Annotated in this window: 11 protein-coding genes; 8 read left to right on the top strand and 3 right to left on the bottom strand. The window is 72.4% G+C overall.

All coding sequences use genetic code 11. The features are described from left to right. Positions 1-162 precede the first annotated feature (162 nt). The 4 genes from OC439_RS30030 to OC439_RS30015 all read left to right on the top strand — a co-directional run bounded on the left by OC439_RS30030 (position 163) and on the right by OC439_RS30015 (position 4,608). On the top strand, positions 163-1,143 hold the full coding sequence (locus OC439_RS30030) for a carbohydrate ABC transporter permease (protein WP_194803261.1): 981 nt from the start codon (positions 163-165) through the stop codon (positions 1,141-1,143). Positions 1,144-1,248: 105 nt separating this feature from the next. Then, positions 1,249-2,049, top strand: a complete 801-nt coding sequence (locus OC439_RS30025) for a carbohydrate ABC transporter permease (protein WP_030274682.1) — start codon at positions 1,249-1,251, stop codon at positions 2,047-2,049. Continuing rightward, positions 2,046-3,479, top strand: a complete 1,434-nt coding sequence (locus tag OC439_RS30020; protein WP_262016361.1) for a GH1 family beta-glucosidase — start codon at positions 2,046-2,048, stop codon at positions 3,477-3,479. Before OC439_RS30025 ends, OC439_RS30020 begins: the two co-directional genes overlap by 4 nt. Positions 3,480-3,561: 82 nt before the next feature. Continuing rightward, complete coding sequence (locus OC439_RS30015; RefSeq protein ID WP_135238999.1) at positions 3,562-4,608, top strand: LacI family DNA-binding transcriptional regulator; 1,047 nt, start codon at positions 3,562-3,564, stop codon at positions 4,606-4,608. 23 nt (positions 4,609-4,631) lie between these two features. On the opposite strand, the gene OC439_RS30010 is transcribed toward OC439_RS30015, so the two are convergent. Further along, complete coding sequence (locus OC439_RS30010) at positions 4,632-5,843, bottom strand: acyl-CoA dehydrogenase family protein (RefSeq protein WP_262016360.1); 1,212 nt, start codon at positions 5,841-5,843, stop codon at positions 4,632-4,634. Next, a complete protein-coding gene (locus OC439_RS30005) occupies positions 5,844-6,917 on the bottom strand; it encodes a phosphotransferase family protein (protein WP_013284861.1) in 1,074 nt (357 codons plus the stop codon). Positions 6,918-7,067: 150 nt separating this feature from the next. Between OC439_RS30005 and OC439_RS30000 the strand changes: the two genes are divergently transcribed. Both OC439_RS30000 and OC439_RS29995 read left to right on the top strand, forming a co-directional pair. Continuing rightward, entirely contained in the window at positions 7,068-7,772 is a 705-nt protein-coding gene (locus OC439_RS30000) for an amino acid-binding protein (RefSeq protein WP_013474552.1), read from the top strand. Positions 7,773-7,852: 80 nt separating this feature from the next. Further along, the gene (locus OC439_RS29995) at positions 7,853-8,941 is read left to right on the top strand and encodes a GNAT family N-acetyltransferase (RefSeq protein WP_262016359.1); all 1,089 of its coding nucleotides are present in this window, start codon (positions 7,853-7,855) and stop codon (positions 8,939-8,941) included. A gap of 176 nt (positions 8,942-9,117) precedes the next feature. Here OC439_RS29995 and OC439_RS29990 read toward each other — a convergent pair whose 3' ends face one another. Further along, entirely contained in the window at positions 9,118-10,683 is a 1,566-nt protein-coding gene (locus OC439_RS29990) for an aldehyde dehydrogenase family protein (protein WP_262016358.1), read from the bottom strand. A gap of 426 nt (positions 10,684-11,109) precedes the next feature. Between OC439_RS29990 and OC439_RS29985 the strand changes: the two genes are divergently transcribed. Continuing rightward, entirely contained in the window at positions 11,110-13,977 is a 2,868-nt protein-coding gene (locus tag OC439_RS29985; protein ID WP_262016357.1) for a glycoside hydrolase family 9 protein, read from the top strand. Between the two features lie 159 nt (positions 13,978-14,136). After that, the coding region (locus OC439_RS29980) for an endo-1,4-beta-xylanase (protein WP_410054978.1) at positions 14,137-14,455 on the top strand (319 nt) is incomplete at its 3' end.

The following is a 14,455-nucleotide window of genomic DNA, read 5'->3' as shown; positions in this document are numbered from 1 at the left end:
AGTGGCAGACGGCCCTCAAGAACGGTGCGGCCGCCGGTAAGTAACCGGTTGAGCCGCCCGCGGGTGGCGTCGGCAGCCCGGCTGCCGGCGCCACCCGCGGTGCCCGCAGAGTCCGGCGTCGCCCGTGTGGCGGGTGACGCCGGCCGAGGAGAAGGACTCCCCATGAGCCTCGACCTGCACGCCGCGGCGCCGCCCGAACCCGGCCCGCCGCGCGCCGCCCGTCACTCGCGCCGCCGTGCCGCCTCACTGACGCGCCTGGACCTGAAATACTCGCCGTACCTGTACGTCCTGCCGTTCTTCGTGATCTTCGCCGTGTTCGGCGTGTACCCGATCGCGTACACGGTCTGGATCGCGCTGACCGACCGGTCGCCGCTGAACTCGACGATCTCCTTCGTCGGGATGGACAACTTCGTCGAACTGATCACCGAGGACCCGCAGTTCTGGAACGCGGTGGTCAACACGTTCGGCATGTTCCTGCTCTCCACGGTGCCCCAGCTGCTGCTGGCGCTGATGCTCGCCAATGCGCTGAACCGGAAGCTGCGCGCGCAGACGTTCTTCCGGATGGCCATCGCGATGCCGATCATCACCTCGACCGCCGTGGTCGCGCTGATCTTCTCGATGATCTACGCCAAGGACTTCGGCCTGGTCAACTGGCTGCTCGACAGCGTCGGCCTGGACCCGATCGACTGGCGGGCGAATCGCTTCGCGTCCTGGTTCGCCATCTCCACCATGGTCGACTGGCGCTGGGTCGGCTACAACGCGCTGATCTACCTGGCCGCCATGCAGTCGATCAGCAAGGACATGTACGAGGCCGCGGCGCTGGACGGCGCCTCCCGGCGGCGCCAGTTCTGGTCCATCACGGTCCCGCAGCTGCGCCCCACGATCATCTTCACGCTGATCATCTCCACCATCGGCGGCCTCCAGCTGTTCACCGAGCCCCTGCTGTTCACCAGCGGCTCGGGCGGTCTCTCCGGTGGTTCGGAGGGCCAGTTCCAGACCATCACGATGTACCTGCTCGACGTGATGAACCAGCGTTTCCGGTGGGGCTACGCCGGAGCGGTCGCGCTCGTGCTCTTCGTGCTCATCGCGTTGATGTCGGCGATCAACTACCTGCTCGCCCGCCGCATCAGCTCCGACAAGTGAGGTGACGAGATGACGACCACCGCCGTCCGCCCGCCCACCCGGCAGAGTCCGCCGGTCAAGACCGCCCACCGCGCCGAGCGGCTCTGGAAGGCCAGCCCGCTCACCATGATCGGCCTGATCTTCGGCGTGCTGCTGTCCCTGTTCCCGTTCTACTGGATGATCGTGATCGCCAGCCGGACGAACGACGCGGCAAACTCGTGGCCGCCGCCGTTCCTGCCCGGCGGCAAGCTCGGCGAGAACATCGAGCGGGTGCTCGCCAACAGCGACGCCAACATCGTCAAGGGCCTGATGAACTCGTTCCTGGTCTCCGGGACGATCACCGTCGCGACGGTGTTCTTCGGCTCGCTGGCCGGCTTCGCGTTCGCCAAGCTCCGCTTCCGGGGCAAGAACGCGCTGCTGCTGATCATCCTCACCTCGATGATGGTGCCGATCCAGCTCGGCGTGCTGCCGCTGTACATCCTGATGGCGAAGCTCGACTGGCTGAACACCATGCCGTCGGTGACCGTTCCGTTCCTGATCGGCGGCTTCGGCATCTTCATGATGCGCCAGTACGCCGAGCAGGCGGTACCGAACGAGTTGATCGAGGCCGCCCGGGTGGACGGCTGCTCCACCTGGCGGGTGTACTGGCACGTGGTGGCGCCCGCGCTGCGTCCGGCCGCCGCGGTGCTGGGCCTGCTGACCTTCATGGAGCAGTGGAACCAGTTCTTCTGGCCGTTCGTGGTGCTGGCGGACCCGTCCAACCCGACCGTCCAGATCTCGCTGCGCAGCCTCAACACCGCCTACTTCGCCGACAACTCGCAGATCTTCGCCGGTACGTTGATCGCGACCCTGCCCCTGTTCGTCGTGTTCGTTCTGTTCGGCCGCCAGATCATCGGCGGCATCATGGAAGGCGCCGTCAAGTCGTGAGCAACCCAGCAAGCCCGCCCGCCGTCGGTCTCCTCGACGCCGGTCCGGCCCTGACCTTCCCGCCGGACTTCCTCTGGGGCGCGGCCACCGCCGCGTACCAGATCGAGGGCGGGGCGACGGAAGGCGGCCGTACCCCGTCGATCTGGGACACCTTCAGCCACACCGAGGGCCGGACCGTGGCCGGGCACACCGGCGACGTGGCGTGCGACCACTACCACCGGATGCCTGACGACGTGCGGCTGATGGCCGACCTGGGCCTGCGGTCGTACCGCTTCTCGGTGAGCTGGCCGCGGGTGCAGCCGGGCGGCACCGGCGGGGTCAACCAGGAGGGCATGGACTTCTACCGCCGGCTGGTCGACGAGCTGCTCGGCCACGGCATCGAGCCGTGGCTGACGCTCTACCACTGGGACATGCCGCAGCCGCTGGAGGACGCGGGCGGCTGGCCGGCCCGGGACACGGCCGCCCGCTTCGCCGAGTACGCCCACCTGGTCGCCGAGGCGCTCGGTGATCGGGTGAAGTACTTCACCACGCTGAACGAGCCGTGGTGCTCGGCGTTCCTCGGTTACGGCTCCGGCGTGCACGCGCCGGGCCGCTCCGACGGCGCGGACGCGGTCCGGGCCGGGCACCACCTCATGCTCGGTCACGGCCTGGCCGTGCAGGCGGTACGCGCGGTCCGCCCGGACGCGCAGCTCGGCATCACCGTCAACCTGTACCCGGTGACCCCGGCGAGCGGGTCGGCGGCCGACGCCGACGCGGCCCGGCGGATCGACGCGCTGGCGAACCGGTTCTTCCTGGACCCGGTGCTGCGCGGGGCGTACCCGGCCGACCTCGTCGCGGACCTGCGTCAGGTCACCGACATGGGGCACGTGCGCGACGGTGACCTGGCGACCATCTCCACGCCGCTGGACATGGTCGGGGTCAACTACTACAGCCGGCACGTGGTGGCCGCGCCGGTCGAGGGCGCGGAGCCGGAGCCCTACTGGCGGGCGCCGTCCTGCTGGCCGGGCAGCGAGGACGTCCGGTTCGTCACCCGGGGTGTCCCGGTGACGGACATGGACTGGGAGATCGACGCGCCGGGCCTGGTGGAGACGCTGGAGCGGGTCCACCGGGAGTACACCGACCTGCCGCTCTACGTCACCGAGAACGGCTCGGCGTTCGTCGACGAGCTGGTCGACGGCCGGGTGGACGACCCGGACCGGCTGGCCTACTTCTCCGCGCACCTGCGCGCGGCGCACGCCGCGATCGAGGCCGGTGTGCCGCTCAAGGGCTACTTCGCCTGGTCGCTCCTGGACAACTTCGAGTGGGCCTGGGGTTACACGAAGCGGTTCGGCATGGTCTATGTCGACTACGACAGCCAGGCCCGGATCGCGAAGTCCAGCGCCAGGTGGTACGCCGACGTGATCCGACGCAACGGACTGCCCGCACAATAAGCTGGGCCAGCCAGTAACGGGCGGCCCGGCGCCGACGCCTCAATCGGTGCCGGGCCCGCCCGACCGTCGGAGGAGCACAACGATGACAACGCAGCGCACCCGCTCGCTCGGGCGTCCGACCCTCGACGCGGTCGCGGCTCGCGCCGGCGTCGGGCGCGGCACGGTCTCCCGCGTGGTCAACGGCTCGCCGCAGGTCAGCCCGGAGGCCCGGGCCGCCGTCCAGCAGGCCATCGCCGAGCTGGGGTACGTGCCGAACCGCGCCGCCCGTGCGCTGGTCACCCAGCGGACCGACTCGGTCGCACTGGTCGTGTCCGAGTCGGGGGAGCGGGTCTTCACCGAGCCGTTCTTCGCGGCCATCGTCCGGGGCGTCAGCTCCGGGCTGGTGGAGACGCCGATGCAGCTCTGGCTGGCCATGGTGCAGTCGCCGATCGAGCGGGAACGGGTCGAGCACCACCTGACCAACCAGCACGTGGACGGCGTACTCCTGCTGTCGCTGCACGACGCCGACCCGCTGCCCACGCTGCTGGAGGAGCGCGGCCTGCCGACAGTGCTCGGCGGCCGCCCGGCGCGGATGCTGCACCCGAACGCGCAGCCGGCGTGGTTCGTCGACATGGACAACGTCGGCGGCGCGCGGCAGGCGGTGGAGCACCTGTTCCGCCAGGGCCGACGGCGGGTCGCGACCATCGCCGGCCCGCAGGACATGGGCGCCGGCCTGGCCCGGCTCTCCGGCTACCAGGAGGCAGTGCGTGCGTCCGGCAGCCGGGTCGATCCGGGCCTGATCGCGTACGGGGACTTCAGCGAGGGCAGCGGCACCGCCGCCATGCGCCGGCTGCTCGACGTGTGCCCGGAACTGGACGCCGTGTTCGTGGCCTCCGACCTGATGGCCTTCGGCGCGCTGCGCGCGTTGCGCGAGGCCGGCCGCCGGGTGCCCGAGGACGTGGCGGTGATCGGCTTCGACGACGCCCCGATCGCGCGTCAGGCCGAGCCGCCGCTGACCACCGTGTTCCAGCCGGTGGAGGAGATGGGCCGGCAGATGGCCCGGCTGCTGGTGTCCCGCATCCGGGGCGAGGAGGTCCCCTCCCCGCACGTGCTGCTGGACACCGAGCTGATCCACCGGGCCTCCGCCTGACCCACCCCCGGCGGGGGAGCGGGTCAGGAGTGGCGGCGCAGCTCGCGGCGGGCCAGCGACGCGCGGTGGACCTCGTCGGGGCCGTCGGCCAAGCGCAGCGTGCGAGCCGCCGCCCACAGCTCGGCCAGCGGGGTGTCCTGGCTGACCCCGGCCCCGCCGTACGCCTGGATGGCCTTGTCGATCACCCACTCGGCCATCAGCGGGGTAGCGATCTTGATGGCCTGGATCTCGGTGTGCGCGCCCTTGTTGCCGACGGTGTCCATCAGCCACGCGGTCTTGAGCACGAGCAGGCGGGCCTGCTCGATCCGGACCCGCGACTCGGCGATCCACTCGCGGACCACGCCCTGCTCGGCGAGCGGGCGGCCGAACGCGACCCGGTCGAGCACGCGCCGGCAGAGCAGCTCCAGGGCCCGCTCGGCCATGCCGACCAGACGCATGCAGTGGTGGATCCGGCCGGGGCCGAGCCGGGCCTGGGCGATGGCGAACCCGGTGCCCTCCTCGGCGACCAGGTTGTCCACCGGCACCCGTACGTCCGAAAAGTCGATCTCGGCGTGCCCGCCGTGCGGGGCGTCGCTGTAGCCGAAGACCCGCATCCCGCGGCGTACCGTCACGCCGGGTGTGTCCCGGGGGACCAGGATCATGCTCTGCTGGCGGTGCCGGTCGGCGTCCGGGTCGGTCTTGCCCATCACGATGAAGATCTCGCAGCGCGGGTCCATCGCCCCGGACGACCACCACTTACGGCCGTTGATGACGTAGTGGTCGCCGTCGCGGACGATCCGGGTGGCGATGTTCGTCGCGTCGGAGGACGCCACCTCCGGCTCGGTCATGCAGAACGCGGACCGGATCTCACCGGCGAGCAGCGGCATGAGCCACTGCTTGCGCTGCTCCTCCGAGCCGAACTCGGCCAGCAGTTCCATGTTGCCGGTGTCCGGCGCGGCGCAGTTGAGCGCCTCCGGGGCCAGGTGCGGGCTGCGGCCGGTCAGCTCGGCCAGCGGCGCGTACTGGAGGTTCGTCAGCCCGGCGCCGTAGCGGGCGTCGGGCAGGAACAGGTTCCACAGCCCGCGCTCCCGCGCCTGCGCCTTCAGCTCCTCCATCACCGGCGGGCGGGCCCACGGGTCGCCGGCGGCGGCCACCTGCTCGTGGTGCACCGGCTCGGCCGGGTACACGCACTCGGTGAGGAACGCCTCCAGCCGCTGCCGCAGCTCGACCGTCCGGTCGTCGTACGCGAACTCCATCTAGCTCTCCCTCACCGCGTGCAGCCCGTGTGCCACGAGCGGCGCCACCATGTCGCCGATCCGGTCGAAGCCCTCGCCCAGCGTCTGCCCGAGCGTGTGCCGGTAGTGGATGCCCTCGCAGATCACCGCGAGCTTGAAACAGCCGAGCGCCACGTGCCAGTGCAGCGGGCCGACGTCGACGTCGCTGCGCCCGGCGTACCGCTCGATCAGTTCGGCGCCGGTGGGGAAGCCGGCCCGCGGCCCGATGCCGTCGGCCACCGGGTTGCCCTCGCCGTGGTCGCTGTCGCCGAGCACGTCCCAGTACGTCAGCAGCAGCCCGAGGTCGGCCAGCGGATCGCCGAGCGTGGCCATCTCCCAGTCGAGCACCGCCCGCACCGCCACCGGGTCGACGGTGGCGAGCAGGTTGTCCAGCCGGTAGTCGCCGTGCACGATCCGGCCCGCGTTCGCGCCCTCGGGCACGCTGGCGGCCAGCGCGTCGCGCAGCTCGTCGATGCCGGGCAACGGCCGGCTGCGGGACCGGTCGAGCTGGCCGGCCCAGCGGCGTACCTGCCGGGCCAGGTAGCCCTCCGGGCGGCCGAAGTCGGCCAGCCCCACCTCGGCCGGCTCGACCCGGTGCAGCGTGGCGAGCGTGTCCATCATCGCCATGGCGAGGTCGCGCCGCTGGGCGGCGGTGAGCGCGTCGGTCTGCTCCCGCCGTCGGTAGACCTCGCCGTCGACCTTGGCCATCAGGTAGAACGGCGCGCCGATGACGCTCTCGTCGGCGCAGAGCAGCAGCGCCTCCGGTACCGGTACGCCGGTCGGCGCGAGCGCCGAGATCACCCGGTGCTCGCGGGCCATGTCGTGCGCGGTGGCCAGCACGTGCCCGAGGGGCGGCCGGCGCAGCACCACCTCGCGGTCACCGGCGCGCAGCAGGTAGGTGAGGTTGGACTTGCCGCCGGCGATCAGCCGCGCCGACAGCGGCCCGCTCAGGTCCGGCCGGTGGACGGCCAGGTGGGCGGCGAGCCGGTCGAGGTCGAGCCCGCGGGGGGCCGGACCGGTCGAGGGCGCGGCGACATCGGCGGCCGGATCGGTCATCCGATTAGTTGATGGCAGCTCAGCTTTGTTGTCAAGGTCGGGTTTTCCCGGCGGGACATGCCCTTGCAACAGGGGCGAAATGGTCAACCGGCAGGCTGGGCCCCAGCCTGCCGGCCGCTCGGCCGGCCCGCCGAGCGGAGGGGATCAGACATGCTGCTGAGAGTTCGGGTGACCCTGCCGGACCGTCCGGGCACGCTCGGCCAGGTGGCCCGGACACTCGGCGTCTCCGGTGCGGACATCGTGCAGGTGGTGGTGCTGGAACGGCTCGGCGGCCGGGCGGTGGACGACTTCACGGTGGTCTGGCCGGGTGCGGCGCGGGTGGAGCGGATGCTCGCCGGGCTCGCAGCGATCCCCGGCGTCCGGGTGGACGGGGTGTGGCGGGCGATCGGCGCGCCCACCACCACCGGGCAGGACGCCGAACTGCTCGCCCAGGTGGCGGCGAACCCGGTCGACGGGGTGGCCACGCTCGTCGACGCGGTGCCGGGGCTGCTCGCCGCGGACTGGGCGGTGGTCGCCGTCGTACCCCTGGACTGGGCCTCGCGCAGCGGCGAGGCCGGCGTCGCCGCGATCGGCCACGCGAGCTGGCGGGCGCCGGTGCCGCCGCGGCTGCCGGAGGTGACCCCGCTGCGGGCGCGCGCCATGACCAGCCCGGACGGGCACCACTACGCGGTGGCGCCGTTCGGCCGCGCCGGGCTGGTGCTCGTGGTCGCCCGCGACCACAGCGAGCCGCTCGCCGCCGCCGGGTTCCACTCCACCGAGGTGGACCGGCTCGCCCAGCTCGTCCGCGCCGGCGCGGTGATTCTCGGCGACCGGCTGGACCTGGTCGGCACGCCGCCCGTGACCACCGTCACCTGACCGGACGGCCCGCGTCACCCCGGGGCAACGGGCCCGCAACAGGCGCACGGCATGGTCGGTGCCGAGGAAGGGAGACAACCATGGCGCTGTGGCGGATCCGAGCCACCGTGGACGACCGGCCGGGCTACCTGTCGGTGCTCACGGCGAGCCTCGCGTTGCGCGGGGTCAACATCCTCAGCGTGCAGGTGCACACCACCGAGGCCGGCGCTGTCGACGACTTCCTGGTCGACGCGCCCGAGCAGGTGACCGAGGCGGAGCTGCGGGCCGCCGTGGAGCGGGGCCGGGGCCGGGAGTGCTGGATCGCGCGCAGCGGGGCGCGCGGGCTGGCCGACGAGCCGACCCGGCTGCTCGGGCTCGCCGGGCGGCTGGTGCGTGACCCGGAGGCGACCGGCGAGGTGCTGCGGACGCTGCTCGGCGCCGACACGGTGACCTGGCGTCCGACGCCCGCCGCCGCGCCGGGCGGGGTGGGCGGCACCACGATGGTGCTCGCCGACCCGGCCGGCGGCGCGCACGAGCTGCACCGCCGGGAGCCGAGCTTCACCCCGGCCGAGTACGCCCGCGCGCAGGCCCTCGTCGAGCTGGCGGCGACGCTGGCCCGCCGGGACGCCGACCGGATCACGCTGGTGCTGCCGGACGGCGGTGAGGTGTCGGTGCGGGCCGCGACCGCCGAGGACGTCTCCGGCGTACGCGACCTGCACGCCGCCTGCTCGGCGCGCAGCCGGCAGCGGCGCTACCTGAGCGGGGCGGCGGACCCGTCGCCGGCCCGGCTGCGCCGGCTGCTGGAACCGGCACGGGGCGTGACACTGCTCGCCACGGCGGGCTCCGGCGGGGCGGCGGAGCCGGTCGTGGCGATGGCGAACCTGCTCGGCGAGGGCGACGAGGCCGAGGCGGCGCTGCTGGTCCGCGACGACTGGCAGCGGCGGGGTCTCGGCTCGGCGTTGCTGCGCCGCCTGGTCGGCCACGCCGACCGGGCCGGCTACGCCGCCGTGCTGCTGCACGTGCAGTCCGAGAACACGCCGATGCTGCGGACGCTGCGCCGGCTGGACCGGCCGGTGGCGATGGAACGCGACGGCGGCGTGCTGACCGCGACGCTGCCGCTGGCCGCACGGCCGCCGGTCGAGCCCGCCGCGCGGGCCGAGGTGTCGGTGCCGGCGCAGCGGTCGAGTTGAGCTGACGGCTGCCGGCCGGATCCCGGAGGTGCGCCGCAACGGCGCGGCGCACCAGAGGGGTACGGCCCGGACGGCCGAAACCGGCGCGGTCACGCGCCACAGGGGCCGACCTCCGATACGGGGGACGGTGACACGGCGGGGCTCCCGATGCGGGGGCCCCGCCCGTCTGTGCGCGATCAGGTGGCCGGGTAGCTGCTGTAGTCGGGGAAGTTGCCGTAGAGCCGGCCGTCGCCGCCCACAGTGACCGCCTGCACGAGCAGGTCGCCGCCGACGAACGCGCCCTTCCAGGACGCGCCCCGGCCGCCGAACGGCTCGTCCCGGTCGCCTCGGGAGCGCGGCTTGTTGATGCCCACCTTGAACGCCTGCAGGTCCATCGCCAGCTTGCCGGCGAGTTCCTCGTCGTCGCAGGCGAGCGACGCGACGAGCGCGCCGTTGGAGGCGTTCATCTGGGCCAGCAGCTCGTCCGTGGTGTCCACCACGACGATGGTGTCCACCGGGCCGAACGGCTCGGCGTGCATGAGGCGGGACCGGCCGGGCGGGGCCAGCAGCACGGCCGGCGCGACGTACGCGGACGTGTCCTGCCCGTCCAGGAACGGCGCCCCGTCCAGCTTGCCGCGGTGCAGCGGCACGGCACCGCCGCGTACCGCCTCGTCGACCTTGCGCCGCAGCTCGTCGGCCTTGGCGGCGCTGATCAGCGGCCCGAAGTCCAGCTCGGGCAGCGGGTCGCCGGCCGACCAGTCGTCGCCGACGGCGAGCGGGTGCCCGAACCGGATCGAGCGGACCACCGGCAGGTACATGTCGAGGAACTCGTCGACCAGGTCGCGCTGGACCACGAACCGGGGGTACGCGGTGCAGCGCTGCTTGCCGTACTCGAAGCCCTTGCGCAGGTGGGCGGCGAGCGAGTCCCACTGGGAGAAGTTCCAGATGCCCCAGGCGTTCAGGCCCTCCTGCTCGATGAAGTGCCGCTTGTCGCAGTCGAGCAGCGCGGCGGCGACCTTGCCGCCGTTGGAGCGCCCGCCGACGAACGCCACAGCACCGATCTCCGGCGCGCGGACGAGCACCTCGGACAGTTCCTCGCCGCTGCCGGACAGCAGCGTGGCGGGCAGCCCGGCGCGGCGCATCAGCGCGTGCGCGACGGTGAGGCAGACCGCGCCGCCCTGCGACGGCGTCTTGGCGATGACCGCGTTGCCGGCGAGCAACTGCACCAGCTCGGCGTGCACCAGCACGCTCATCGGGTAGTTCCAGGAGGCGATGTTGCTGACCGGGCCGGGCAGCGGCTCCCGCCCGTCGGCGAGCATCCGCTCGATCTCTTGTACGTACCAGCGCACGCCGTCCAGCGCGCGGTCCACGTCGGCGCAGGCCAGCCGCCACGGCTTGCCGATCTCCCAGACCAGCAGCAGGGCGAGCAGGTCGCGGTGTGCGGTGAGCGCGTCGAGGGCGTCGGTGACCCGGGCGACGCGCTCGGCCAGCGGGGTCTGTGCCCACTCCCGGTGCGCGTCGGCGGCGTGGGCGACGGCGGCGCGGGCCGTGTCGGCGTCGAGCCGGGCGAGGTTCACCAGCACGGTGTTGTCCACCGGGGTACGTACGGCGGTGGGCGTGCCGAGCGCGCGCCAGTCGCCCTGGACGAGGTTGTGCAGCGTCGTGGTGCCGTCGGGGCCGGTGCCGAACGCCTCGGGCGTGGCGGCCACCGCCCGGGCGAGGGTGTCGGACCAGGAGGTGCCCTCGGCGAGTCGTAGAGCCATCGCGATCTCCTCAGTGTCGTCCGGGGAGCGGCGGCGTCGATGGCACCGCAGGTGAGGCGTACTGTCCCGCGGGCCGGAGCGGCCGGGCAACCGTACGCTCGTATGCCAGGACGGCCGCGCCGCCGGCGACGCTCTCGCGGGCGCATTCGTCACCGTGGCGATGCCGCTGAGCTGGGACCGAACACGCTCTATATTGAGAAGCATCGATGGTGTGATCCAGCTCCCGATGGTTACCCGTGAGTACGCCCGGCGTCCCGGATCAGCGCGCTCTTCCCCTGTGATGAACGGCGCATTACATTGTCGATTGTCCATGGGAGCGCTCCCGAACCTCTCGCGGACACCCACCACCACCGCCACGCGGCAGCCGGAGCCCTGCGAACCGTCCCCGCTCCGGCTGCCGCCCGGCGCCAGCCACAGGAGCTCGCCATGCCCCGTCCGATTCCGCCGCCGGGAGGCCGGTCCCGGCTCCGCCGGCTGTTCGCCGCCGGCGCCGCGCTGGCCGTCGGCCTGGCCACGGCCGTCGCCGCCCCGCCACCCGCGTCCGCCGCCCCGCAGGCCGCGGCCACGTTCAACTACGCCGAGGCGTTGCAGAAGTCGCTGTTCTTCTACGAGGCGCAGCAGTCCGGCCGCAAGCCCTCCTGGAACCGGGTCTCCTGGCGCGGCGACTCGGCGCTCACCGACGGTGCCGACGTGGGCGTCGACCTCACCGGCGGCTGGTACGACGCCGGCGACCACGTGAAGTTCGGCTTCCCGATGGCGTTCAGCGCCACCATGCTGGCGTGGGGTGCGGTCGAGTACCGCGACGGGTACGTCGCCTCCGGCCAGCTCACCCACCTGCTGAACAACCTGCGCTTCGTCAACGACTACTTCGTCAAGGCGCACCCCGCCGCGAACGTCCTCTACGGACAGGTCGGCAAGGGCGACGACGACCACAAGTGGTGGGGCCCGGCCGAGGTGATGCCGATGGCGCGGCCCGCGTACAAGATCGACGCGAGCTGTGGCGGGGCGGACCTGGCGGGGGAGACGGCGGCCGCCATGGCCGCCTCGTCGATGGTCTTCCGGTCCACCGACGCGGCCTACGCGGACAAGCTGCTCGGCCACGCCAAGCAGCTCTACACGTTCGCCGACACGGTGCGGAAGAGCTACCACGAGTGCATCACCGACGCGACGAGCTTCTACAAGTCGTGGAGCGGTTACCAGGACGAACTGGTCTGGGGCGCGATCTGGCTGTACCGGGCCACCGGCGACGCCACCTACCTGGCCAAGGCCGAGAGCGAGTACGACAAGCTCGGCACCGAGCCGCAGTCCACCACCCGCTCCTACAAGTGGACCATCGCCTGGGACAACAAGCAGTTCGGCGCGTACGTGCTGCTGGCGAACCTGACCGGCAAGCAGAAGTACGTCGACGACGCCAACCGGTGGCTGGACTACTGGACGGTGGGCGTCAACGGCCAGCGGGTGCCGTACTCGCCCGGCGGGATGGCCGTGCTCGACTCGTGGGGCGCGCTGCGGTACGCCTCCAACACCGCGTTCGCCGCGCTCGTCTACAGCGACAAGACCACCGACACCACGCGTAAGGCGCGCTACCACGACTTCGCCGTCCGGCAGATCAACTACGCGCTCGGCGACAACCCGCGCAACTCCAGCTACCAGATCGGCTTCGGCACCAACTCGCCGCGCAACCCGCACCACCGCACCGCGCACGGCTCCTGGTGGGACAGCCAGACCGTACCTGCCGAGACCCGGCACGTGCTCTACGGCGCGCTCGTCGGCGGCCCGTCGGCGGCGAACGACGCGTACACCGACAGCCGGTCGGACTACGTGATGAACGAGGTCGCCACCGACTACAACGCCGGCTTCACCTCCGCGCTGGCCCGGCTCACGAACGAGTACGGCGGCAGCCCGCGCGCCGGTTTCCCGTCCGCGGAGACGCCCGACCTGGACGAGATGACTGTGGAGACCACAGTCATGCAGGCCGAGCCGCGCGCCACCGGGCTCAAGGCGATCATCTACAACAAGTCGGCGTTCCCGGCGCGGGCGCTGACGACCGGTAAGTTCCGGTACTTCTTCCGGCCCGACGGCACCGGACCGGTCACCGTCACGCCCGGCTACACCCAGGGCTGCCCGTCGCCGTCGACCGCGAAGCAGTTCTCCGGCGACATCTGGTACGTCGAGGTCGACTGCACCGGCTACACCATCGCGCCGGCCGGACAGTCGCAGCACCGGATGGAGGTCCAGTTCAAAATCGGGGTGCCGGAGGGCGGCACCTGGGACCCGACGAACGACCCGTCGTACCAGGCCACCGCCGGGCCGAACCGCAAGGTGCCGCTCTACTCCGGTGGCGTGCGCGTCTGGGGCGAGGAGCCCGGACCGGTCACCCCGGACACCACCGCGCCCACAGTGCCCGGCACGCCCGTAGCGTCCGCCGTCACGTCCAGCGGGCTCACGCTGAGCTGGGCCGCGTCCACCGACACCGGCGGCAGCGGCCTGGCCGGGTACGAGGTGACCCGTACCTCGGCCGGCGCCGACCCGGTCGTCACCGCCTCCACCGGGACCACCCTGGCCGTGACCGGGCTGGCGCCGGAGCGGACGTACCAGTTCACCGTGCGGGCGCTCGACGGCGCCGGCAACCGCTCCGCGTCGTCGGCCGCCGTCAGCGTCACCACGCCGGCCGGCCCGGCACCGGACACCACCCCGCCGACCGCACCCGGTACGCCCACCGCCTCCGGGGTCGGCGCGACCGGCCTGACGCTGACCTGGGGCCCGTCCACCGACGCGGTCGGCGTCACCGGGTATCGCGTCTACCGGGGCGGGAACGTCCTGGTCGGCTCCACCACCGGCACCACGCTGGCGGTGACCGGGCTGACCGCCTCCACCACGTACACGTTCACAGTGGTGGCGGTGGACGCGGCCGGCAACGTCTCGCCCGCGTCGCCGGGCGTCACGGTGACCACCACGGCCCCGCCCGCCGGCGGCGCCTGCGCGGTGACCTGGACGGCGAACACCTGGGACACCGGGTTCACCGCCAACGTCACTGTCGCCAACACCGGCACCACGGCGATCAACGGCTGGACGCTGGCGTTCACGTTCGGCAACGCCGGGCAGAAGGTCGGGCAGGCGTGGTCGGCGAACGTGACCCAGACCGGTACGGCGGTGACCGCGTCGAACCTGTCCTACAACGGGACGCTGGCGCCGGGGGCGTCGACCAGCTTCGGCTTCAACGGCACCCACACCGGCGCCAACCCGAAGCCCGCCGCGTTCACGCTGAACGGCTCCGCCTGCACCGTGTCCTGACCGTCGAGGGTGCGTGGCCAGAACCTTTCCGAAACGTTTCCGAAACACCATTGTCCTCGTCGATGCGCGATGGAAGCATCGACGGAGCTAGATACCCAACCGAGACGTCCAGTCGTCTTCGCCCCGACGGCCTGGGTGTTGGCCAGTAAGGAGGCCAAGATGGCAATGAGCCCATCCGTTCATCGCGGCGGGAGCCGGCGACGGCGATCACCGGCCGTCCGGGCGCTGCTCGCCGGCGCCGTCAGCGCCGTGACGGTGGCAGCCGTCGCGGTGATGATGCCGTCGGCGAACGCCGCCGCGTCCACGCTGGGCGCCGCCGCCGCGCAGTCGGGCCGCTACTTCGGCACCGCCATCGCGGCGGGCCGGCTCGGCGACTCGACGTACAGCACCATCGCCGGGCGTGAGTTCAACATGATCACGGCTGAGAACGAGATGAAGCCGGAAGCGCTCCAGCCCAACCGGGGCCAGTTCAACTTCT

The organism is Micromonospora sp. Mcm103 (assembly GCF_024519755.1).
Classification (GTDB): domain Bacteria; phylum Actinomycetota; class Actinomycetes; order Mycobacteriales; family Micromonosporaceae; genus Micromonospora; species Micromonospora aurantiaca.
Note: the sequence above shows the minus strand (reverse complement) of the source record. Positions and strands in the feature narration are given on the sequence as shown.

Excerpts from the sequence above, each read along its gene's own strand:
- OC439_RS30015 (WP_135238999.1), top strand. The coding sequence starts at position 3,562 with ATGACAACGCAGCGCACCCGCTCGCTCGGGCGTCCGACCCTCGACGCG.
- OC439_RS29990 (WP_262016358.1), bottom strand. The coding sequence starts at position 10,683 with ATGGCTCTACGACTCGCCGAGGGCACCTCCTGGTCCGACACCCTCGCC.
- OC439_RS30005 (WP_013284861.1), bottom strand. The coding sequence starts at position 6,917 with ATGACCGATCCGGCCGCCGATGTCGCCGCGCCCTCGACCGGTCCGGCC.
- OC439_RS30030 (WP_194803261.1), top strand. The coding sequence starts at position 163 with ATGAGCCTCGACCTGCACGCCGCGGCGCCGCCCGAACCCGGCCCGCCG.
- OC439_RS29995 (WP_262016359.1), top strand. The coding sequence starts at position 7,853 with ATGGCGCTGTGGCGGATCCGAGCCACCGTGGACGACCGGCCGGGCTAC.
- OC439_RS30000 (WP_013474552.1), top strand. The coding sequence starts at position 7,068 with ATGCTGCTGAGAGTTCGGGTGACCCTGCCGGACCGTCCGGGCACGCTC.
- OC439_RS30010 (WP_262016360.1), bottom strand. The coding sequence starts at position 5,843 with ATGGAGTTCGCGTACGACGACCGGACGGTCGAGCTGCGGCAGCGGCTG.
- OC439_RS29985 (WP_262016357.1), top strand. The coding sequence starts at position 11,110 with ATGCCCCGTCCGATTCCGCCGCCGGGAGGCCGGTCCCGGCTCCGCCGG.
- OC439_RS30025 (WP_030274682.1), top strand. The coding sequence starts at position 1,249 with ATGATCGGCCTGATCTTCGGCGTGCTGCTGTCCCTGTTCCCGTTCTAC.